Raw genomic sequence first — 22,188 nt, 5'->3', positions numbered from 1 at the left:
AACAGAAAAGCTCTCATACACTGAGAGCTTTTTTTATACAAAAAAAACTGCCCGAAGGCAGTTTTCCAAAATTAACCCCAAAAACTAAAACTTATCTGTTTCTAAAACAACATAATTACTTGGATATTGTGTACTTGCGTCGTCTTCAGCTGTGATGAAAATTCGTTTTGGTTTTGATGAAGAAACACTTTCAAACTTTACATGAAGTCTTGAAGTTCCTACAATTTGACCAATATTTAACGGAATTTGATTCTCATTAGATGATAACCAAACCACATAATGTTTTTTAGGTGGTTGCAAGCGTTCGGGTTCTGCTAGGTACGAAACCTCTAACTTGATATTGTAATTGTCATTTTTATCTTTTTTGACCGACACATCTCCTCTAGCTGCAGGGACTACATTTGAATTTTCAAATTCAATTTTTTTTGAGCAAGATGATAATGTTTGTGATAATACAAAAAAGGATACAAAAAAAAATACTATTTTAATTGTTGTATAATTTGATTTCATACTCTTTATTTTTTCTTGTTTCTGTCTGCCATTTCAGAAATAGATTTACCTAAATCATCCAACTCGTTGTTGAAATCCACTTTAAACAACGCCCATTTTTGTGCTGGACCTTGTTCATAATTTTCAATTTTAAGTCTTAAATCGGTATTTCTTTTTTCTAATTTATTGATTTCAACTTCATCAATATCTCTTTCTACTTTTCCTTTCGAAGTGATTTTTAGTTTTAAATCATCAATTACGTTCTGATTTTCAACTAATTTTAATTGAATACTCTCTTTAAAAGTATTGAAATCGCTAATCGAATCGTATTCTGCTTGATCTAAATCAGCTTCCGCATCAATTAAATCTTGAGTAGCTTCTTTTACATCTTCCTCTTTAGCTGTTGGCGAATTATTGCAACTCGTCATAAAAAGTCCGATTATACTTGTCGTAAGAATCGTTTTTATAATAAATGTTTTCATTTTATTTGTTTATTAGTTTTGTAAAACCATGATTTCTTTTTTCATCTATGTAAAATTTTCATTTTAGTAGTCATATATGTTATCGCCTTTTTACTTAGGCTCGCTCATGCAAACCTGTTCTTAATGGTAATTTAAAAACGAAACCATGGTCATTCCTATTATTTCTTATTCATTTGATGATCTGAACCACTGTGAAGCAATTCGTTTGCTTTGTCTTTAAAAGAAGTTCCCACTTTACTGATTTTATCTTCTAAAAGATGTTCGAAACTCATTGCTTTATCTTTTAAATACTGACCATCTTCGCTAATTTCTTGTTTAAACTTACTAGCAGAATTTTTTACACTATTGGCAATATTTTTTCTTGTCTTTTTCCCTTTATGAGGTGCAAACAATACGCCAACTGTTGCTCCAATAAGCGCTCCAACTAACAAACTACCAACAACTAATTTTCCTTTATTATTTAAATTTTCCATTTGTATTATATTTTAAAAATTAAAATCTGTAACCTACTGTAGCTTGATACCACATGTTTTTGTAACGCGGTGTTGTTGAAGTTCCGTCACCGTTGTTATTTTTTAAATCCCAACCACCTCTAACTCCAAATACTAGATTTTTAATATTCAAATCAACTCCACCAATAAGTGAAAAAGTATTTTTACGAATATCATCGTTTTCAAATTCTTCTTCTTGTGTAGAACTCAATGAACCGCCTGTAAATTCATCTTTTTGTTTTAACAAATACGAATATTGTGGTCCGAATAAAAGCGTAACGTATTCAACTGGTTTAATGGCTAAAAACAAAGGAATATCAATGTAATCTGTTGTTCTTGTAGTTTCATAATCTGTTCCTAAAAACGTTCCTGAAGATTTAAATCCTTTTTGAGAAAATAAAACTTCGGGTTGAACTCCAATAAATTTCCCTAACGGAATAGATACAAAAACACCACCTGCTAAACCAAGTTTTCCATCTGCAACAAAATCTTCGCCTTCAGAATCATACACATTGGAATAGTTTGCTCCTGCTTTTACTCCAAAAAACAATTTATCTCGATTATCTGTTGTTGTTGTTGACTCTTGAGCCAAAGAATTGGTAACCGAAAGCGTAACTAATGCGATCATTATGATTGCTTTTTTCATTTTTTTTAATTTAAGTTATATGCGTATTATTACTAGTTTTAGTAAAGATTTATTTCCTTACTTTCTATACAACAAAGGTGCAATACAATAAAGCAAAATGTGTTACACATTATATTTATAAGTTACATGATTCACTCATTTTGAAAAACTTCTTCATAAAACTTCATCTCCTTAATTGAATTAGTAACTTTTTCCATGGCTAATCTTGAAAGTAAATAACTTATGGTGGATTCTGCTCCTTGGTTTAGATTCACATGATGTTGTTCTAAGCCATCATAACAACCACCTGTTTTAGGATTGTAGATAATTTGGTGCAAATGATTTTTTCCTAAAAACCAATCAAAAGCAATTTTCATTTTGTTTTTATAGGATTCATCTTCATACACTTGATAAAAAGTTTGCAATGCTAAAATCGTATACGCTACATCGATAGGCTGTTCTCCATATTGATTGACCGTTTTACCTTTGTGGTACCAACCTTGATTTGAAATCACTTTAATTTGGTCATCTTTGAAAGTAAGAGAAAGTAAAAAGTCGAATGAAGTCTTAGCTATGTTTTTATACAATTCACTTCCAGTACTCAAACCTGCGTATAACATGGCTTCGGGTAAAATACTATTGGCATAGGTAAGATAATCTTCAAACCATTTCCATTTTTTATCTGAAATTCCACGATATTTTGAAACTAAATTATCCGCTAACGAAGTAATTAAATGATTAATCCTTGGGCTTTCTTTTTCCAAATTATAAAAATACAATCCTTTTATGGCGAAAGAAATTGCTCTTGGTGAATAAAATTTTAAAATATTTTTCAATGATTTTTCAATGGCAAATTTTGCTTTTCTAACCATGTTTTTATCTAATATTTCATTAAATGAAATAAATTCGCCCAATGCCCAAATAGCTCTACCGTTAGCGTCTTCTAAATTTTCATTAGAATTATTTGCAGTAAAATTGCCTTCTTTATCTACATAATTTAAAAAGCTTCCATCTTCTTGTTGGCAAAATAGAATGAACTTTAAATAGGTTTTTATTAATTCTAAATCTTCTTCAGAATTGGTTAATTGATAATGTTTAGTCACCGCAATTAGTGCTCTTGCATTATCATCTAAGGTATAACCCGATTCAATACTTGGTTTTGAAATAGCCGAAAACTGAATTAATCCATTTATAGTCGTCATTCTCTTGATATGGTTTAATGAAATTTTCGGCATTTCATACTGCAAAACAATTTTATGTTTATTACTATTATTTTTTACTAATTCGATATGTGCTATGGCTGAATTTTGCCAAGATGTTGGACTTATTTTATGTAAAGCATTCAAGCGCATTTCTCTCAATAATTTTGGATTATAAAGCAATTCAATGGTTTTTTCGGCAAGTTGATTGGCATTTTGAAAATCATAATTGAATCCAGCTCCGTCTAAAAATTCTTTAGCATGCGGAATTGGCGTTGCAATTACTGGACAACCACAAGCCATAGCATACGCTAATGTGCCACTAACCGCTTGATTTGGATCTTTTGAAGTGAAGAGATATATTTTTGTGCGTTGTAAATAATTCATTAATTCGTCTAATGACAAATACTTATTAATAAACCTAACGTTGTTTTCTAAATGTAATTCTTGCACTTTTTCGTAAAGAAAATTGCGGTATTTTTCACCTTCTCGTTTTACTACTTCAGGATGTGTTTTTCCGATGATTAGATAAATTACATTTGGAAATTTTTCTATAATTTGAGGCAATGCATCTAAGGCTGTTTCGATACTTTTTCCTTCATTCAATAAACCAAAAGTAGTTAGCACTACTCTATCACTAAACTGATTTTTTGTTTTTTGTTGCAAATTATCAAACGAAGCCACTAAATGAGTTCCATGAGAAATTACTGAAATTTTTCGTTCAGCAATACCATAATTTGTCATAAGAATCGTTTTCGAAATATCAGTCATCACAACTAAAGAATCAGAATAATCGGCAATTTTACGAACCACTTCTTTTAACTTATCATCTGGATTTGGTAAAACGGTATGAAATGTTGTAGTAATAGGTCGTTTTAAATGCTTCATGAATTTTAGTAAAAAATTACCATAAACTCCTCCAAAAAGACCAAATTCGTGTTGTAAAAATACCATTGCAATATTTTTATCCGCATTGATTTTTAATGCTAACTCTGAAAAATTTGCTTCAGCATCAGAATTTAATTTGTATTTAACTTCTTCTGGATAATCGTAATTTTCACCTGTTGTTTCCAAAGCACAAACTTTCAGTGAAAAGGTATTACCGAATTTTTCTTGAATAGCTTTTTTTAAATCTTGTGTATAGGTTGCAATTCCGCATTCTCTTGGTGGATAAGAAGTTATAAAAACGATTTCGAGAAGTTGTTTTTCTGCTACTGGAATAAGTTCATACTTAGAATTCGTAATGAATTTCATTAGATGACTTTCATTCAAATTATTTTTGGCTTCATTATAAACGAGTAATGAATTATTAAAAATTGGAAAAAAATTAGCTCTCATGATGTGTTGGATTTTGTAAAAGTTCTTTTAATAATGTTTTTAAACTCATAGATGCGCAAGCAATACATTTGTCAGCGGCACCATAATAGATATAAAGCGTGTCTTCAAATAATGCAGTTCCTGTGGGAAACACGACATTGGAAACCACACCATTTTTTTCATAATCGAGTTCTGGTACAAATAAAGGATCAACTAATCTTGCAAGTACTTTTGTAGGATTATCGATGTCTAATAAAGCAGCAGCGGCAGAATAAATATAGCCTTCTGAAGTATCAAAAACGCCATGATAAATAAGTAGCCAACCTAATTCGGTTTCTATTGGAGGACAACCACCACCTATAAAACCTGATTCGTGATTGGTTCCTACTGGATCTAAAATAATATGTTCGTTAAAATGGAGAAAGTATTCGTTCCAAAATTCTTTAGTTAATTCCTCTAAATTATTGATTAAAACCAATTGAATTCCAGGACGAATTCGATGTAAAAAAGCTAACTTTCCATTGATTTTTCTTGGAAAAAACATTACATCTTTATCCCAAAGAAATATTTCTTCATCATGTTTAAAATGGCGCACATGACGAAAGTATTTTGCATTCACCAAATTATTACATTCGGCCAAGCGTTTAAATTCATCAAATGTGAATTTTGGAACAATAATCCCGTGTCTTTCAAAAGTTAGCAAATCTGTAGAAGTTACTAAAGCTCCTAAAGCATTAATTCCGTTATAAGCGGTATAGGTTATGTAATAAACTCCATCAATTTTTACAATTCTGGCATCTTCAACACCTTTTGATTCTTCATCCAAAAAAGGTATAATTAGTGGTGTATTATTTCGTTGAATCAGTTTTATTGGACCTTCAAATTTGGCATATCCAATAGTTGAATAGTTACCACTTCTTACTGCTCGATATAGCATATGAACAGTATTTCCTTCTTGCATAATGGCAGGATTTAAAACACTATCATTTTCAAACGAGAGATCGGTTTTTTTTAGAAGGATTCCTTCTTTTTTGATTTGTATCATTTTGAATCGTAGTTAGATGAAAAAAAAGCGTAGATGATAATTCACCTACGCCTTTTATTGGCTATTATGTGTATTCTTAGCATTTTTAAGTTACTAAGTTGCCCACAAAAAAAAGTCAATTATTATGTTGTAGGTTGCCCTTTTTTGATAATATCAATTACTTCCTCTCGTTTTTTATGCAAGCGTGCTTCTACTCTTTCTAGTAAATCATCTTCTCTACCACTTTCGAATTTTAAATCAGAATCGGTTAGTCTTGGAAACTTTTCTTTTAATTTATCTGCTTGTCTTTTCCAATCGCCAGAAATTTTAAAAACTTCTGTTCCTTTGTTTACTTTTGATTCCATTTTAATTGTATTTAAATGTTATAATCTTATAAAACAAAGGTTATTCATTTGAAACTAAAATGTATTACAGCATTAAAAAGAAAACTTGCATAAATCACACATTTTCATGTATTTAAACTAAACATCTTCTAAGTTTTCTCTTAGTTGGGATTTTCTTTTCTTTCTTAATTGTTTAAAATAGGAAGGAGATAATCCTGTTACTTTTTTAAATTGACCTGATAAATGTGCAACACTACTGTAGTTTAATAAATAAGCTATCTCAGATAAATTCAATTCATCATATAAAAGCAATTCTTTAACGCGTTCAATTTTATGATTGATAATGTATTGCTGAATGGTAATACCTTTTACCTCAGAAAAAATGTTAGACAGGTAAGTGTAATCTTGATGTAGTTTTTCGCTAATGTAATTGGAGTAATTCACTTTTGGAAATTCATCAGTATAATGAACCATTTCGATAATTACATCTTTAATTTTTTCAATAAGAATAGCTTTTTTGTCGTCTAATAATTCAAGGCCCGACATGGCCAAATTTGTTTTCAACAAATCAAATTGTTCAGGAGTTATATCTTCTAAGATTTCAACTACTCCCAAATCAACGATAACGTGATGCAACCCTATTTTCTTTAGTTCTTCTTTGACCATCATTTTGCAACGAAGACTAACCATATATTTAATATAGAGTATCATTTTGTTTTAGTTTTAAGAGCAAATTAGTTTTTGCTCTGCTTATTTAATCTTCATAACCACTTTTAATTACGGTTGAAATCATTTTAAATTGTTCATTAGCATTAAAATGGTGTGTAGAATGTGCAGGAATAACCATACCATCTCCTAGTTTTAATTTGAATTTTTTCTTATCAACAGTAATTTCTGCTACACCATCAATAATTTGAATATACGTATCAAATGGCGATCTTTTTTCGTCTAACTCCTCTCCTGCATCAAATGAAGAAGCCGTAACATTTCCAGTTACTTTTTTTATAATTGTTTTACTTACCACTGCATTTGGTATGTATTCAATTAGTTCTACAACAATGTGTATTTTCCCTTTTTCAACTTCAACAACTTCGCTTGGCTTTTTCATTTTTTTGGCTGAATTGCTTTATAACTTTAAATTCAAATTACAACTCTATTCAAAGGTGGTTAAATATTTGGCATAATCATTACAAAATCTTATTTATTATTTACATAAATCACATTTCATATTGAAAAGCAATAATGGTTTAGCGTATTCAAACCTCTTTTTTCTTTATAATTTTACTAATATTGCAAAAAATAAAACATCATGTGGTTTGTCATTTTAAGTGTAATTTGTAGTGTTACCGTTGGGATATTTTTAAAAGTAGCCAAACGATTTCAGTTGAATGTATTTCAAATCATCACTTTTAATTATTTTTCGGCTTTATTACTCAACTATTTTACGTACCAACCAAATTTAGTAATTGAACAAAAATCGGTTCCTTTTTCGCTTTTTATAAGTTTAGCTGTTTTATTACCTATCGTATTTTTTATTCAAGCAAAATCTATCAAACTTACTGGAATCGTAAAAACCGATATTGCGCAACGTCTTTCGTTATTTATTCCATTAATTGCTTCTTATTATCTATTTAATGAAACTTTCAGTTCTCTTAAAATGATTGGGTTTGTTGTCGGATTTTCAGCCATATTTTTTACATTGAACAAAAAATCAGAAAAAAAATCTTCCAATTGGGTTTATCCTCTGTTAGTTTTATTGGGATTTGGAATTATTGATATTTTATTTAAGAAAGTCGCCGTTTTTAAAGAGTTTAGTTTTACTACTTCCCTGTTCTTAATTTTTTGTGGTGCATTTATTATTTCTATTTTATTTTTGATTGGAAAAATAATTGTCCAAAAAGAAAAACTCGAAATGAAAAATATACTTTGGGGATTGGCATTAGGAATTTTAAATTTTGGAAACATTCTTTTTTATTTAAAAGCACACAAAGCCTTAGCTGAAAATCCATCCACTGTTTTTGCAGGTATGAATATGGGTGTAATAATTCTAGGAAGTTTAGCAGGAATACTTCTGTTTAAAGAAAAAATGACCAAATGGAACTACTTTGGCATTCTTTTGGCAATTATTTCAATAATTATCATCACACTTTCACAATTAAAGTAAAAATTAGTAGGCAGGCATAGTATTTTATTTTTATTAAAATTCTAACCACAAGATTATCAATTATTTAAAAAATTGTATAATTAATTTTATTTTTATAATTTGCATAAAATAATAATTGCGAATTATGAACAATATCACACGCTTATTTGACTTTCCTTACTATCAATTAGAAAAGTATAATTTAAAAGATGCTTTAGTTACTAAATATGACGGTCAGTGGATTAAAACATCTACCCAAGAATATTTAGACAAAGCCAACGCCCTTTCTAGAGGATTACTACGATTAGGCGTAAATAAAAATGATAAAATTGCTATCATTTCTTCTAACAATAGAACGGAATGGCACATTACAGATATTGGAGTTTTACAAACAGGAGCGCAAACAGTTCCCATGTATCCTACAATTTCAGCTGAAGATTATGAATATATATTAAATCACTCTGAATCAAAATATGTATTTGTTTCTGATGATGAAGTGTATGAAAAATTAAAAAGCATTAAAGCTAATGTTCCTGCATTAAAAGAAGTGTATTCTTATAATGACATTGCTGGATGCAAAAGTTGGAAAGAACTTTTAGAATTAGGTGCTGATAAAGAAAATCAAGATGTAGTTGAAGATAGAAAAAATAATGTCTTAACTACAGATTTAGCTACTATTATTTATACTTCTGGAACAACAGGAAGACCAAAAGGTGTAATGTTAACGCATCAAAATATTGTTTCTGATGTATTAATGAGTGCTCCTAGAGTTCCATTAAGAGCCGGAGATACAAGAGCTTTAAGTTTCTTACCTATTTGTCACATCTTCGAAAGAATGTTGACGTATTTATACCAATATTATGGTATCTCTATTTACTTCGCTGAAAGTATTGAGAAGATTTCTGATAACTTAAAAGAGGTAAAACCACACGTTATGTCAGTTGTTCCTCGTTTATTAGAAAAAGTTTACGATAAAATTTATGCTAAAGGAGCAGATTTAACTGGAATCAAAAAAGCACTTTTCTTTTGGGCATTAAATTTAGGTATGGACTACAAACCTTATAAACAAAACGGAGCTTTCTACGAATTCAAATTAAAAATTGCACGTAAATTAATTTTCTCTAAATGGCAAGAAGGTTTAGGTGGCGAATTAGAATTATTAGTTTCAGGAAGTGCTGCGTTACAAAGTAGATTAACAAAAGTTTTCTGCGCGGCTAATATTCCAGTTATGGAAGGTTATGGTTTAACAGAAACTTCTCCTGTAATTTCTGTAAACGACATGAGAAATGGTGGTTTCAGAGTTGGATCTGTTGGAAAAGTATTAGACGGAGTTGAAGTTAAAATAGCTGAAGACGGTGAAATCTTATGTAAAGGTCCAAACGTTATGATGGGATATTACAAAGATGAAACACAAACTGCTGAGGTTTTAAAAGATGGCTACTTCCATACAGGTGATATCGGTGAAATTGATTCAGATGGTTTCCTAAAAATTACCGATCGTAAAAAAGAAATGTTCAAAACTTCTGGTGGTAAATATGTAGCACCTCAAATTTTAGAGAATACTTTTAAACAATCGCGTTTTATTGAACAAATCATGGTTATTGGAGATGGCGAAAAAATGCCAGCTGCTTTCATTCAACCAAATTTTGAATTTGTGAGAGATTGGGCAAATCGACATAATCTTAAATTTAATACCAATGAAGAATTATGTGCTAATAAAATGGTAATTGATAGAATTCAAGAAGAAATTGACCATAGCAATGAAAAATTCGGAAATTGGGAAAAAGTAAAACGTTTTGAACTTACTCCTGATGTTTGGTCAATCGTTGATGGTCACCTTACTCCAACCATGAAATTAAAACGTAAAATCATTAAAGAAAAATATAACGACTTATATCAAAAAATTTACGGATAAAAACGGTAAAACCCACATTTCGTGGGTTTTACTATTTTAAAATGTTAAATTTTGAAAAAAATGTTAAAAATACTATGCATGCATAGTATTTTTTTTTATATTTGAAAAAGTTTAGATAGATAATTCTATGAAAGATAAAACAATAGACTATATACTTAGAGCAACTTGGCAAGCGGTTGCCAGAATGTACAACGAAGAAGCAGCAAAATACAATGCTACTATGGCAACGGGTTTTGCTCTTTTAAGTATCGATAGAGAAAATGGTTCGCCATCAACAACTCTAGGCCCAAAAATGGGAATGGAAGCCACAAGCTTAACCAGAACGCTAAAGTCAATGGAAGAAAGAGGATTAATCACTCGTAAAAAAAATCCAACCGATGGACGTGGCGTAATTATTCAATTAACTAAAGAAGGAAAAGAAAAAAGAGAACTTTCAAAAGAAACCGTACTTCGTTTTAATGAAACCGTAAAACAACATATTAGTGAAGAAAAACTTCAACACTTCATGGAAGTTGCAGAAATCATCAACGAATTAATTGCAGACAAAAAAATCTATAACGACAAATAAAACAACAAACCTATAAACATGAAACGTAATATTAAAAAAGTTGCTGTTATTGGTTCCGGAATTATGGGAAGTGGTATCGCTTGCCATTTTGCTAATATTGGTGTAGAAGTCTTATTATTAGACATCGCTCCAAACGAACTAACCGAAGCCGAACAGAAAAAAGGATTGACTTTAGAGAGTAAAGCCGTTAGAAACCGATTAGTTAATGATCATTTAGCTAACGCTTTAAAATCGAAGCCTTCACCTATTTATCATCCAAGTTTTGCTTCGAGAATTACTACTGGTAACACAACAGATGATATGTCAAAAATTGCAACTGCAGATTGGATTATCGAAGTGGTTGTAGAACGATTAGACATCAAGAAAATTGTTTTCGAACAAGTTGACAAATACAGAAAACCAGGAACTTTAGTTACTTCAAATACGTCTGGTATTCCAATTCAGTTCATGAGCGAAGGAAGAAGCGAAGATTTTCAACAACATTTCTGTGGAACGCACTTTTTCAATCCAGCACGTTACTTAAAATTATTTGAAATTATTCCTGGTCCAAAAACCTCTAATGAAGTTTTAGATTTCTTGAATGGTTATGGTGAAAAATTCTTAGGAAAAACTTCAGTCGTAGCAAAAGATACTCCAGCTTTTATTGGAAATAGAATCGGAATCTTCGGAATTCAAAGTTTGTTCCACCAAGTAAAAGAAATGGGATTAACAGTTGAGGAAGTAGATAAATTAACAGGACCAGTAATAGGTCGTCCAAAATCAGCTACTTTTAGAACTGTAGATGTTGTTGGTTTAGATACTTTGGTTCATGTGGCTAACGGAATTTATGAAAATTGTCCAAACGACGAAGCTCATGAATTATTCAAACTTCCGGAATTTGTAAACAAAATGATGGAAAACAAATGGTTAGGAAGCAAAACAGGACAAGGTTTCTACAAAAAAGAAGGAAAAGACATTCTAACTTTAGATTTAGATACATTAGAATATAGAGCCAATAAAAAAGCATCTTTCGCAACTTTAGAATTAACTAAAACGATTGAAAAACCAATTGACAGATTCAAAGTTTTAGTTACAGGAAAAGACAAAGCAGGTGATTTCTATAGAAAAAACTTCGCTTCTATGTTTCAATATTGTTCAAACAGAATTCCTGAAATCACAGACGCTTTCTACAAAATCGATGATGCAATGAAAGCTGGATTCGGTTGGGAAAACGGTCCATTCGAAATTTGGGATGCTATCGGTGTTGAAAAAGGAATCGAATTAATGAAAGCGGAAGGTTTTCAACCTGCTTCTTGGGTAACCGATATGTTAGCTTCAGGAAACACTTCTTTCTATTCGATTAAAGATGGAGCAACACACTTCTACTCTATCACCAACAAAAAAGTAGAGAAAATTCCAGGTCAAGATGCCTTCATTATCTTAAATAACATTCGCGAAAGCAAAAAAATATGGAACAACAGCGATTCAATCATTACCGATTTAGGTGATGGAATCATCAATTTAGAATTTACCTCTAAAATGAATTCAATTGGCGCTGGTGTTTTACAAGGAATCAACAAAGCCATTGACATTGCTGAAAAAGATTACAATGGTTTAGTAATTGGAAATCAAGGCGCAAATTTCTCTGTTGGAGCTAATTTAGGAATGATTTTCATGATGGCAGTCGAACAAGAATATGACGAATTAAACATGGCTATCAAAATGTTCCAAGACACGATGATGCGTTGTCGTTATTCAGCTATTCCAGTTATTGCAGCTCCTCACGGAATGACATTAGGTGGTGGTTGTGAATTAACCATGCACGCTGATAGAGCTGTTGCCGCAGCAGAAACGTACATCGGATTAGTAGAATTTGGTGTTGGAGTAATTCCTGGTGGTGGTGGTTCTAAAGAAATGGCCTTGAGAGCTTCTGATTTATTCCGTAAAAATGATGTAGAATTAAACGTTTTACAAGAATATTTCTTAACTGTTGGTATGGCAAAAGTAGCTACTTCAGCTTACGAAGGTTTTGATACGGGAGTTTTACAAAAAGGAAGAGATATTGTTGTCGTGAACAAAGACCGCCAAATCGCAACAGCTAAACAAGTGGCTTTACAAATGGCAGAACAAGGTTATACACAACCTGTAAGAAGAAAAGACATCAAAGTATTAGGTAAACAAGCTTTAGGTATGTTCTTAGTAGGAACTGACCAAATGGAAGCTGGTAAATACATTTCTGAACACGATAAGAAAATTGCCAACAAACTAGCTTATGTAATGGCTGGTGGTGATTTATCAGAAGCAACTTTAGTTTCTGAACAATATTTATTGGATTTAGAAAGAGAAGCATTTTTATCATTAACTGGAGAAAGAAAATCTTTAGAAAGAATTCAGTACATGTTAACCAAAGGGAAACCGTTAAGAAACTAAAAGATGAAAACAGCATATATAGTAAAAGCATATAGAACAGCAGTAGGAAAAGCACCAAAAGGAGTTTTTCGCTTTAAAAGACCTGACGAATTAGCAGCAGAAACCATCGAACATATGATGAAAGAGCTTCCTAATTTTGATAAAACTCGTATTGATGATGTTATGGTAGGAAATGCCATGCCTGAAGCAGAACAAGGTTTAAACGTTGGTAGATTAATTTCATTAATGGGATTAAAAGTAGAAGATGTTCCAGGTGTTACAGTAAATAGATATTGTGCATCAGGTATTGAAACTATCGGAATGGCAACGGCAAAAATTCAATCCGGAATGGCAGATTGTATCATTGCAGGTGGTGCCGAAAGTATGAGTTATATTCCAATGGGAGGTTACAAACCAACACCAGATTATAAAGCTGCAGCAGCAGGTCACGAAGATTATTATTGGGGAATGGGATTAACTGCTGAGGCGGTTGCAAAACAATTCAACGTTTCTCGTGAAGATCAAGATGAGTTTGCATATCAATCACATATGAAGGCTTTAAAAGCACAAGCAGAAGGTAAATTTGATGCTCAAATAGTTCCTATTACAGTAGAAGAAACTTTTATCAATGAAAATGGTAAAAAAGAAACGCGTTCTTATGTTGTTAACAAAGATGAAGGACCAAGAGCAGGAACTTCTGTTGCGGCATTAGCAGGTTTAAGACCCGTATTTGCTGCTGACGGAAGTGTAACAGCAGGAAACTCGTCTCAAATGAGTGATGGAGCAGCTTTCGTATTAGTAATGAGCGAAGAAATGGTAAAAGAATTAAATCTTGAACCTATTGCTCGATTAGTAAACTTTGCTTCAGCAGGTGTAGAACCAAGAATCATGGGAATCGGTCCAGTAAAAGCAATTCCAAAAGCATTAAAACAAGCAGGTTTAAAACAGTCTGATATTGATTTAATTGAATTAAACGAAGCTTTTGCTTCTCAATCGTTAGCTGTTGTTAGAGAATTAGGCTTAAATCCTGAAATCGTAAACGTAAACGGAGGAGCTATCGCTTTAGGCCACCCACTAGGTTGTACTGGTGCAAAACTTTCTGTTCAATTGTTTGACGAAATGCGATTAAGAGGAAGTAAATATGGAATCGTTTCTATGTGTGTGGGAACAGGACAAGGAACAGCAGGAATTTACGAATTTTTAAAATAAAAATAGACGAAAGAAAAAAGAGACAAGAAGAAAGACTTATGAAGCATAATTTCAAAAATCTTAAAATTTGGATTTTATCAATGGAAATAGCATCTGATATTCACAAAATAACATTAGAATTTCCTAAAAATGAAGTATATGGTTTAATCAGTCAAATGAATAGAGCTGCAGTTTCAATACCTTCTAATATTGCAGAAGGTTCAAATAGAGAAAACACTCATTTCAAACATTTTTTAAACATTAGTCTTGGTTCATCTTTCGAATTACAAACACAATTATTAATTGCAATACAAAATAAATACTTAACCGAAGAAAAAGGGCTTGAAGTAGAAAATAAGATTATTGAATTCCAAAAAATGACTACTGGTTTTATCAGTAAATTGGTTTAATCTTTTCTCTTGCTTCTTTTCTCTTTTTTCTTAAAAAAATAAAAGTTATGTCAGATATCATCAGAGGAGGTCAATTCCTTGTAAAAGAAACAAAATGCGAAGACATCTTCACTCCAGAAGATTTCAATGAAGAACAAGTAATGATGCGTGATTCGGTTATCGAATTCGTAGACAAAGAAATTTGGCCAAACAAAGAACGCTTCGAAAAGAAAGATTACGCTTTAACCGAAGACATCATGCGTAAAGCTGGTGAATTAGGTTACTTAAGTGTTGCTGTTCCCGCTGCTTATGGCGGAATGGAAATGGGATTCGTAAACACCGTTTTAGTTTGTGATTATATTTCAGGAGCAACTGGTTCGTTTTCAACAGCTTTTGGAGCTCATACCGGAATTGGAACAATGCCAATTACATTATACGGAACAGAAGAACAAAAACAAAAATATGTGCCAAAATTAGCTTCTGGCGAATGGTTTGGTGCTTATTGTTTAACAGAACCAGGAGCAGGATCAGATGCGAATTCAGGAAAAACAAAAGCCGTTCTTTCAGAAGATGGAACACATTATAAAATCACAGGAGGAAAAATGTGGATTTCTAATGCTGGTTTTTGTAACGTAATGATTGTTTTCGCTCGTATTGAAGACGATAAAAACATTACTGGTTTCATTGTTGAGAATGATCCTTCAAACGGAATTTCAATGGGTGATGAAGAGCACAAATTAGGTATTCGTTCCTCTTCTACTCGTCAGGTTTTCTTTAACGAAACAAAAGTTCCTGTTGAGAATATGTTGGCAGGTCGTGGCGAAGGTTTTAAAATTGCTATGAATGCTTTAAATGTTGGTCGTATTAAATTAGCAGCAGCTTGTTTAGAAGCACAACGTAGAACCATTACTGGAGCAGTTAATTATGCTAACGAAAGAGTTCAGTTTAAAACGCCTATTTCAAGTTTTGGAGCTATACAAGCTAAAATTGCTGAAATGGCAACAAATTCATATGCTGGAGAAAGTGCTACTTACAGAGCTGCATCAGATATTGAAAACAGAATAAACATCAGAGTTAGTGAAGGAAATACGCACCAAGAAGCAGAATTAAAAGGTGTTGAAGAATTCGCAATCGAATGTTCTATCTTAAAAGTTGCGGTTTCTGAAGATGTTCAAGCATGTACAGACGAAGGAATCCAAATTTTTGGTGGAATGGGATTCTCAGAAGATGCACCAATGGAAAGTGCTTGGAGAGATGCTCGTATCGCAAGAATTTACGAAGGAACTAACGAAATCAACAGAATGTTATCGGTTGGAATGCTAGTGAAGAAAGCAATGAAAGGTCACGTTGATTTATTAGGTCCTGCAATGGCTGTGGCTGAAGAATTAATGGGAATTCCATCTTTCGACATTCCGGATTATTCAGAATTATTTGCTGAAGAAAAGGAAATGGTTGCCAAATTGAAAAAAGTATTCTTAATGGTAGCTGGTGCTGCAGTTCAAAAATATGGAGCAGAATTAGAATCACACCAACAATTATTGATGGCTGCTTCTGATATCTTAATCGAAATTTACATGGCAGAAAGTACAATTCTTAGAACTGAAAAATTAGCCAAAAAAGAAGGTGAAGACAAAGTTCAAGAGCAAATTGCTATGGCAAAATTATACTTATATCATGCAGTAGATATCGTAAACCAAAAAGGAAAAGAAGGAATTGTTTCTTTTGCTGAAGGCGACGAACAACGTATGATGTTAATGGGATTAAAACGTTTTACAAAATATACGAACATGCCAAATGTAATTGGTCTTCGTGAAAAAATTGCTGCAAAAATTATTAGCGAAAATAAATACGCTTTTTAATACAGCAATTAATTGGTTTAGTTTGTTTAAAAAAACCATCCGTTGTAGCGGATGGTTTTTTATTTTAATATGTCAAAGCAGCAAAAATCTCTTTATTCCCTAATTTTTCTCTTCCGTTTAAAAACGATAATTCCATTAAGAAGTTCATTTGTACGATTTCGCCACCTAATTGCTCTACTAACTCACAAACGGCTGTTGCAGTTCCTCCAGTAGCTAAAACATCATCGTGAATTAAAACCCTATCCCCTTTTTGAATGGCGTCAATATGCATTTCTAAAGTATCGGTACCATATTCCAATTCGTATGAAGCACTAATTGTTTCAAAAGGTAACTTTTTAGGTTTACGAACTGGAACAAAGCCTGCATTTAATTTTTGAGCCAATAAAATCCCAAAAAAGAAGCCACGACTCTCAACTCCTATTACCTTATTAATATTTTTATCAGCTAAAGTACTGGCTAACAATTCTAAGCAGGCAGAAGTTGCTTCAGGATTACTTAATAAAGGAGTAATATCTTTAAATCCAATTCCTGGCTTCGGAAAATCCTGAATATCACGTATATAGTTTTCTAAGTTCATTTTTTATATATTTTTTCTGTAATTGGTTTGCAATTTACACATTTATCTCTATATTTGCACCCGCATTAAGGCCTCGTGGCGCAACTGAATAGCGCATCTGATTACGGCTCAGAAGGTTACTGGTTTGAATCCAGTCGAGGTCACTAAATACTAAAGCGTTCAATCTTTTTGAACGCTTTTTTTTATATCTTAACTCAGTGTAAATCTACAAAAAACATGGATAATTCTATAGAAAATCGCGTAAGATTAGTGGAAACATTGTTTCATAATCTCGATGTGGAAATTATAGATTTCCAGAAAGAAACGAAATTGGGTTGTATTGCAGGTTGCGGAAAATGTTGCTCAACACCCGAAATCGACGCTTCGCCTCTTGAATTTTTACCATGGGCTTTTCATATATTTTTAAACGGTCAAGCCGAAGAAACGCTTTTAGAATTAGAACAAAGCACAACAGCTACTTGCTTTTTATATCGCCCAAAATCGTTAGCAGAATTTACATCCGGAAATTGCAGTACATATCAATATAGAGGATTAATTTGCAGACTTTTTGGTTTTGGTGCCACAACTGATAAATACGGAAAATTACGCATAGCAACTTGTAATATCATCAAAGACGGACAAGCAACAAATTTTGAAAACGCCACTATTGCTATAAATACTAATCTATCTGTGCCAATTTTTACAGAATATTACATGCAACTTTCGCAAATAGATTTTAAACTTGGAAATGTTTTTTTGCCAGTAAATAAAGCTATGAAAGCCGCTTTAGAAGAAGTTTTACAATATTATGCGTACAGACCTTTTCCTGATAACTACAAAAAATCTATATAAAAGATTTATTTTCAGTTTGTTGAATTAAAAGTAACAAATCAAACAAACTACCAAATTATAGTCTACCTTCGGTAAAAAATTATGACCATCGAGCAACGTGTTGTTTTGGTAGAAGAATTATTCCAAAATTTGGATGTTGAGATAAAAGAATTTCAATCACACACTAAATTAAGTTGCGTAGCTGGCTGTGGCAAATGTTGCAATCATCCCGAACTTGACGCTTCTCCATTAGAGTTTTTACCTTGGGCTTTTCACTTGTTTTTAAATGGAGAAGCCGAAAAAGTATTAAACACCCTAAACAAATCGTCAGTAAACCGATGTTTTATCTATAATCCGCTTTCATTGTTGGATAAAAACAAAGGAAACTGCAGCAGTTACCAATATCGAGGTTTAATTTGTCGCCTTTTCGGATTTGGAGCCAACACTGATAAATATGGTCAATTGCGATTGGCAACTTGTAAAATTATCAAAGAAGGACAAGCCGAAAATTATAATAAATCAACAGAATTAATCAACAAAGGCTTACCAGTTCCCATTTTTACTGATTACTACATGAACCTATCGCAAATCGATTTTCAATTGGGAAATGTAATTGTTCCGATAAATAAAGCACTCAAATTAGCTATCGAAGAAGTATTACAATATTACGCCTATCGTCCAATGCCAAACGGACATTTTAATTGTGCTTAACCTAAATATTTTTCACCAATAACTTTTCGAATCGAAACAAAACCTATTTGATTCAAATCAATTTCTGTACGCTTTACCCAAATCAAATCCTGAATTTCGTCTTCTGCTTCCACTTTAATTACATCGGAATTTAATTCACATTCGTAAAAAATATCCATCGTTCTATAAGGAACGTTTTTGTATAAATAATTATTTGGTGAAGTGGTGATATATTTTAAATCGCTGTTTGAAATTTCAATTCCTAATTCTTCTTTAATTTCTCTACAAGCTGCTTCTTCTGCCGTTTCATTTGGATCGATAAATCCGCCTGGTAAATCCCATTTTCCTTTGTCTGGGTCGACATTTCGTACTGTAAACAATACTTTGTCTTCAAACGTAAAAACAATCGCTACAGCGGCCGCTATGTTATGATAATACGTAAAACCACAATCATCACATAAAAACCGACGATTATCAGGAAACGTAAAATGAGTAGAGGCACAACTTGGACAAAATTTAAAAAAAGTCATTTTTATAGTGATTAGTTATTGCACAAATTTACTTTAAATTTTCAATTTGAACTTAAAACCTGAAACTTGAAACCTGAAACTATATAACTATATTTGTCACATGAAGGATTTAGTCATCATAGGAGCCGTTTGGCCAGAACCAACTTCAACCGCAGCGGGAAGCAGAATGTTACAACTCATTTCGTTGTTTCAAAAGCAAGATTATGAAATTACGTTTTTGTGTTCGGCTTCTAAATCAGATTTTTCGTTTGATTTGAGTCAGATTTCGGTTAAAACCAAAGTGATTCAACTGAATGATAGCAGTTTTGATTCTGAAATCACAGCATTAAATCCGAATGTTGTACTATTTGACCGATTCATGATTGAAGAGCAATACGGTTGGCGAGTGATGGAAAATTGTCCGAATGCTTTACGAGTTTTAGACACTGAAGATTTACATTTTTTACGAAAAGCCAGAGAAATGGCTTTCAAACAAAATCGCGAGTTAGTTTTTGAAGATTATATTTCCGATGTTTTTAAACGCGAAATGGCTTCCATTTACAGATGCGATTTGACTTTATTGATTTCGGAATACGAAATGCAATTGGCAACTGAAACGTTCAAAATTGATGCTTCTCTTTTGTTTTATTTACCTTTTTTATCCGAAGAATTTCAAACAAATATTCCTTCATTTGAAGAACGAAACCATTTTGTAAGTATTGGCAACTTTTTACACGAACCCAATTGGCAAACTGTTTTACAATTAAAACAATACTGGAAATCTATTAAAAAACAACTTCCCGAAGCAGCACTTCATGTTTATGGCGCTTATGTTTCGGAAAAAGCCAAGCAATTGCACAATGAAAAAGAAGGTTTTTTAATTATAGGAAGAGCCGAAAGTGTTGCTGATGTATATTCAAAAGCAAAAGTTTTGTTAGCCCCTATTCCTTACGGAGCTGGTTTGAAAGGCAAATTGTTTGAAGCCATGCAATTGGGATTACCTTCAATAACCACAGAAATGGGAGCTGAAGCAATGAACGGCAATTTAGATTGGAACGGATTCATCACTTCAAATGAAGATGATTTTATTGAAAAAGCAGTCGAATTGTATACTAATAAAAACGTTTGGGAAACCGCTCAAAAAAAAGGTTATGAAATAATTGAAAAACGATTCAAAAAGGAATTATATGAAACTGATTTCATGAATAAAATAGAAAATCTCAAAGAAAATTTAAACGCACATCGTAGCAAAAACTTCTTGGGGCAAATACTACAACACCAAAGTTTACAAAGTACAAAGTACATGAGTAAATGGATTGAATCAAAGAATAGTTAGGAGTTGGGACTTTTGTCATTCCGAACTTGTTTCGGAATCTGCCTATTAGCAAGAGAGATGCTGAAACAAGTTCAGCATGACAAAGAAAACTTTTATCCGTGTATCGTCTCCGATTTTCCGTAGCTTTCAATTACTTTGGCTTCAAATTCTAGCCATTCTTCCCAACGTTTCTTAACGTCGTAACCTTCTTCTGCTAATTCGTGAGCAAATTGTAAAAATGAAGTATAATGATTGGCTTCCGAAATCATTAATTCTCTATAAAAAACAGCTAATTCTTCGTCCTTGATATTATCTGAAAGTACTTTAAAACGTTCGCAGCTTCTAGCTTCAATCATTGCAGCAAATAACATACGCTCAACAATTAAATGTTTGCGATTTCCAGGTTTCATAAACTTGAATAAATCGTTTACATAACTGTCTTTTCGTTCTCGTCCTAATACCCAACCACGAGCTTTGATGATTTCATGCACTTGTTCAAAATGATCTAATTCTTCTTTCGCGATTGATGTTAACTCAGTAGTAATTTCTGTAAATTCAGGTAATAAATTAATTAACATCATTGCATTTGATGCCGCTTTGATTTCGCACCAAGCGTGATCAGTAAGAATTTCTTCTAGATTTCCTTCTGCTATGTTGGCCCATCTTGGATCGGTTGGTAATTTTAAACGAAACATATTTTTAAGTAATAAGTGAAAAGAAGAAAGTGAAAAGTTGATTTTAAAAACTATAAAACTATTTCTTGAACCAAATCAATATTGCAAAATTATCGTATTTAAATTGAAATTCCTAAATTAGAAATATCCCATTTTTTAGTGACATCATACTGAATATGTCCGTTTTGAATTTCTAAAGGGCAATCAAAGTTATTCGTATACAAACCACCAGTTCCTAAGCCTTGCGGCATTGGATTATTTAAGGTAAAAGTAAATTGGGTAATTGCATTCAATCCAATATTACTTTCCAAAGCGGAAGTAATCCACAAACCAATATTTAAACTTTCGGCAATGGAAATCCATTCTAAAGTTCCTTTGAATCCTCCAACTAAACTAGGTTTCAAAATGATGTATTGTGGTTGAATTACTTCAAGTAGTTTTCGTTTATTATCTGTTCCAAAAACACCAATTAATTCTTCATCTAAAGCGATTGGAAATGGTGCTTGTTGACACAATAATTTCATTTCTTGAATTTGATTCGCTCTTATAGGTTGTTCTATACTATGTAATTCAAATTCATTTAATTGATTCAACTTACTTAAAGCTTGACTTGAATTAAAAGCACCGTTAGCATCTACCCGAATTTCAATGATTTTAGCATCAAAATTTTGACGAATAAATCGCAATAATCCTAATTCTTTTTCAAAATCAATGGCTCCAATTTTTAGCTTTATACACGAAAATCCTTGCGCTAGTTTTTCTTCAATTTGGGTTTTCATGAATTGCTCCTCGCCCATCCAAACCAAACCGTTAATCAACATGTTTTTTTTACTTTCTGTAAATTCCGATGGAAATAATTCGAAAGGAGTTTTAGATTGTAAAGAAAGAAACGCCATTTCCACTCCAAATTGAATCGAAGGAAACTCCATTAATTCATCCCACAATTGGTCTTTTCCCAAATGAATATTTTGACAAACCCATTGCAATTTTTCCTCATAATCCGGTCGGTCATCAATAGAAAGTGTTCGTAAAATACCACACTCACCTATTCCTATTTTTCCATTTTCTTCCAAGATTAAAAACCAAGTTTCTTTCTCAGTCATTATACCACGAGAAGTGCCACTTGGGCGTTTGAAATTGAGGATGTATTTTTTGTAGGTTGCTTTCAAATTGAGTATAAAAGTTTAGGTGT

23 protein-coding genes and 1 tRNA gene are annotated in these 22,188 nt (G+C 32.3%); 11 read left to right on the top strand and 13 right to left on the bottom strand.

Going from position 1 to position 22,188, the window contains the following annotated elements:
* Window positions 1–84 precede the first annotated feature (84 nt).
* The 9 genes from AAEO58_RS06955 to AAEO58_RS06915 form a co-directional block, all read right to left on the bottom strand.
* Window positions 85–510, bottom strand: coding sequence for a hypothetical protein (locus AAEO58_RS06955; protein WP_341682792.1), 426 nt, complete (start codon window positions 508–510; stop codon window positions 85–87).
* A 5-nt stretch (window positions 511–515) separates the two neighbouring features.
* Complete coding sequence (locus AAEO58_RS06950; protein ID WP_341682791.1) at window positions 516–971, bottom strand: hypothetical protein; 456 nt, start codon at window positions 969–971, stop codon at window positions 516–518.
* Window positions 972–1,129: 158 nt separating this feature from the next.
* The gene (locus AAEO58_RS06945; protein ID WP_341682790.1) at window positions 1,130–1,444 is read right to left on the bottom strand and encodes a YtxH domain-containing protein; all 315 of its coding nucleotides are present in this window, start codon (window positions 1,442–1,444) and stop codon (window positions 1,130–1,132) included.
* A 19-nt stretch (window positions 1,445–1,463) separates the two neighbouring features.
* A complete protein-coding gene (locus tag AAEO58_RS06940; RefSeq protein WP_341682789.1) occupies window positions 1,464–2,108 on the bottom strand; it encodes a porin family protein in 645 nt (214 codons plus the stop codon).
* A gap of 131 nt (window positions 2,109–2,239) precedes the next feature.
* Complete coding sequence (locus tag AAEO58_RS06935) at window positions 2,240–4,624, bottom strand: glycosyltransferase (RefSeq protein ID WP_341682788.1); 2,385 nt, start codon at window positions 4,622–4,624, stop codon at window positions 2,240–2,242.
* A complete protein-coding gene (locus tag AAEO58_RS06930; protein ID WP_341682787.1) occupies window positions 4,614–5,648 on the bottom strand; it encodes a glycoside hydrolase family 130 protein in 1,035 nt (344 codons plus the stop codon). Before AAEO58_RS06930 ends, AAEO58_RS06935 begins: the two co-directional genes overlap by 11 nt.
* Window positions 5,649–5,770: 122 nt before the next feature.
* A complete protein-coding gene (locus tag AAEO58_RS06925) occupies window positions 5,771–5,992 on the bottom strand; it encodes a CsbD family protein (RefSeq protein ID WP_341682786.1) in 222 nt (73 codons plus the stop codon).
* 117 nt (window positions 5,993–6,109) lie between these two features.
* Window positions 6,110–6,682 (bottom strand): helix-turn-helix domain-containing protein, encoded by a 573-nt coding sequence (locus AAEO58_RS06920; protein WP_341682785.1) that lies wholly within the window; start codon window positions 6,680–6,682, stop codon window positions 6,110–6,112.
* Between the two features lie 43 nt (window positions 6,683–6,725).
* Complete coding sequence (locus tag AAEO58_RS06915; protein WP_133607175.1) at window positions 6,726–7,079, bottom strand: cupin domain-containing protein; 354 nt, start codon at window positions 7,077–7,079, stop codon at window positions 6,726–6,728.
* Window positions 7,080–7,280: 201 nt separating this feature from the next.
* On the opposite strand from AAEO58_RS06915, the gene AAEO58_RS06910 reads away from it, so the two are divergent.
* The 7 genes from AAEO58_RS06910 (at window position 7,281) to AAEO58_RS06880 (ending at window position 16,421) form a co-directional block, all read left to right on the top strand.
* Window positions 7,281–8,135 (top strand): EamA family transporter, encoded by an 855-nt coding sequence (locus tag AAEO58_RS06910; protein ID WP_341682784.1) that lies wholly within the window; start codon window positions 7,281–7,283, stop codon window positions 8,133–8,135.
* A gap of 124 nt (window positions 8,136–8,259) precedes the next feature.
* A complete protein-coding gene (locus tag AAEO58_RS06905) occupies window positions 8,260–10,029 on the top strand; it encodes an AMP-dependent synthetase/ligase (RefSeq protein WP_341682783.1) in 1,770 nt (589 codons plus the stop codon).
* Between the two features lie 127 nt (window positions 10,030–10,156).
* Window positions 10,157–10,597: a MarR family winged helix-turn-helix transcriptional regulator gene (locus AAEO58_RS06900; protein WP_291109984.1), complete on the top strand. Its 441-nt coding sequence runs from the start codon at window positions 10,157–10,159 to the stop codon at window positions 10,595–10,597.
* A gap of 18 nt (window positions 10,598–10,615) precedes the next feature.
* Window positions 10,616–13,006, top strand: a complete 2,391-nt coding sequence (locus tag AAEO58_RS06895) for a 3-hydroxyacyl-CoA dehydrogenase/enoyl-CoA hydratase family protein (protein WP_341682782.1) — start codon at window positions 10,616–10,618, stop codon at window positions 13,004–13,006.
* A 3-nt stretch (window positions 13,007–13,009) separates the two neighbouring features.
* A complete protein-coding gene (locus AAEO58_RS06890; protein WP_290819579.1) occupies window positions 13,010–14,194 on the top strand; it encodes an acetyl-CoA C-acyltransferase in 1,185 nt (394 codons plus the stop codon).
* A gap of 38 nt (window positions 14,195–14,232) precedes the next feature.
* Entirely contained in the window at window positions 14,233–14,583 is a 351-nt protein-coding gene (locus tag AAEO58_RS06885; protein ID WP_341682781.1) for a four helix bundle protein, read from the top strand.
* Window positions 14,584–14,630: 47 nt separating this feature from the next.
* A complete protein-coding gene (locus AAEO58_RS06880; protein ID WP_341682780.1) occupies window positions 14,631–16,421 on the top strand; it encodes an acyl-CoA dehydrogenase family protein in 1,791 nt (596 codons plus the stop codon).
* 64 nt (window positions 16,422–16,485) lie between these two features.
* Here AAEO58_RS06880 and AAEO58_RS06875 read toward each other — a convergent pair whose 3' ends face one another.
* A complete protein-coding gene (locus AAEO58_RS06875; RefSeq protein WP_341682779.1) occupies window positions 16,486–16,998 on the bottom strand; it encodes an adenine phosphoribosyltransferase in 513 nt (170 codons plus the stop codon).
* 69 nt (window positions 16,999–17,067) lie between these two features.
* Between AAEO58_RS06875 and AAEO58_RS06870 the strand changes: the two genes are divergently transcribed.
* The 3 genes from AAEO58_RS06870 (at window position 17,068) to AAEO58_RS06860 (ending at window position 18,519) form a co-directional block, all read left to right on the top strand.
* A tRNA-Arg gene (locus AAEO58_RS06870) sits at window positions 17,068–17,141 on the top strand.
* Window positions 17,142–17,214: 73 nt separating this feature from the next.
* Window positions 17,215–17,829 (top strand): YkgJ family cysteine cluster protein, encoded by a 615-nt coding sequence (locus AAEO58_RS06865; RefSeq protein ID WP_341682778.1) that lies wholly within the window; start codon window positions 17,215–17,217, stop codon window positions 17,827–17,829.
* Between the two features lie 81 nt (window positions 17,830–17,910).
* Complete coding sequence (locus AAEO58_RS06860; protein ID WP_341682777.1) at window positions 17,911–18,519, top strand: YkgJ family cysteine cluster protein; 609 nt, start codon at window positions 17,911–17,913, stop codon at window positions 18,517–18,519.
* Here the strand turns inward: AAEO58_RS06860 and AAEO58_RS06855 are convergent.
* Window positions 18,516–19,028 (bottom strand): NUDIX hydrolase, encoded by a 513-nt coding sequence (locus AAEO58_RS06855; protein ID WP_341682776.1) that lies wholly within the window; start codon window positions 19,026–19,028, stop codon window positions 18,516–18,518. The two genes, AAEO58_RS06860 and AAEO58_RS06855, sit on opposite strands and share 4 nt — an antisense overlap.
* A 100-nt stretch (window positions 19,029–19,128) precedes the next feature.
* Here AAEO58_RS06855 and AAEO58_RS06850 point away from each other — a divergent pair, with 100 nt between their 5' ends.
* Window positions 19,129–20,343 carry a glycosyltransferase family 4 protein gene (locus tag AAEO58_RS06850; protein ID WP_341682775.1) on the top strand — a complete coding sequence of 405 codons (1,215 nt, stop codon included), beginning with the start codon at window positions 19,129–19,131 and terminating at the stop codon, window positions 20,341–20,343.
* Window positions 20,344–20,435: 92 nt separating this feature from the next.
* Here the strand turns inward: AAEO58_RS06850 and AAEO58_RS06845 are convergent, their stop codons facing one another.
* Window positions 20,436–21,017, bottom strand: coding sequence for a MiaE family protein (locus AAEO58_RS06845; protein WP_133607265.1), 582 nt, complete (start codon window positions 21,015–21,017; stop codon window positions 20,436–20,438).
* A 98-nt stretch (window positions 21,018–21,115) separates the two neighbouring features.
* Window positions 21,116–22,165, bottom strand: coding sequence for an o-succinylbenzoate synthase (locus tag AAEO58_RS06840; RefSeq protein WP_341682774.1), 1,050 nt, complete (start codon window positions 22,163–22,165; stop codon window positions 21,116–21,118).
* Window positions 22,166–22,188: the final 23 nt, after the last annotated feature.

Source organism: Flavobacterium helocola (assembly GCF_038289885.1).
In the GTDB taxonomy this organism is placed as follows: domain Bacteria; phylum Bacteroidota; class Bacteroidia; order Flavobacteriales; family Flavobacteriaceae; genus Flavobacterium; species Flavobacterium cheniae.
Note: the sequence above shows the minus strand (reverse complement) of the source record. Positions and strands in the feature narration are given on the sequence as shown.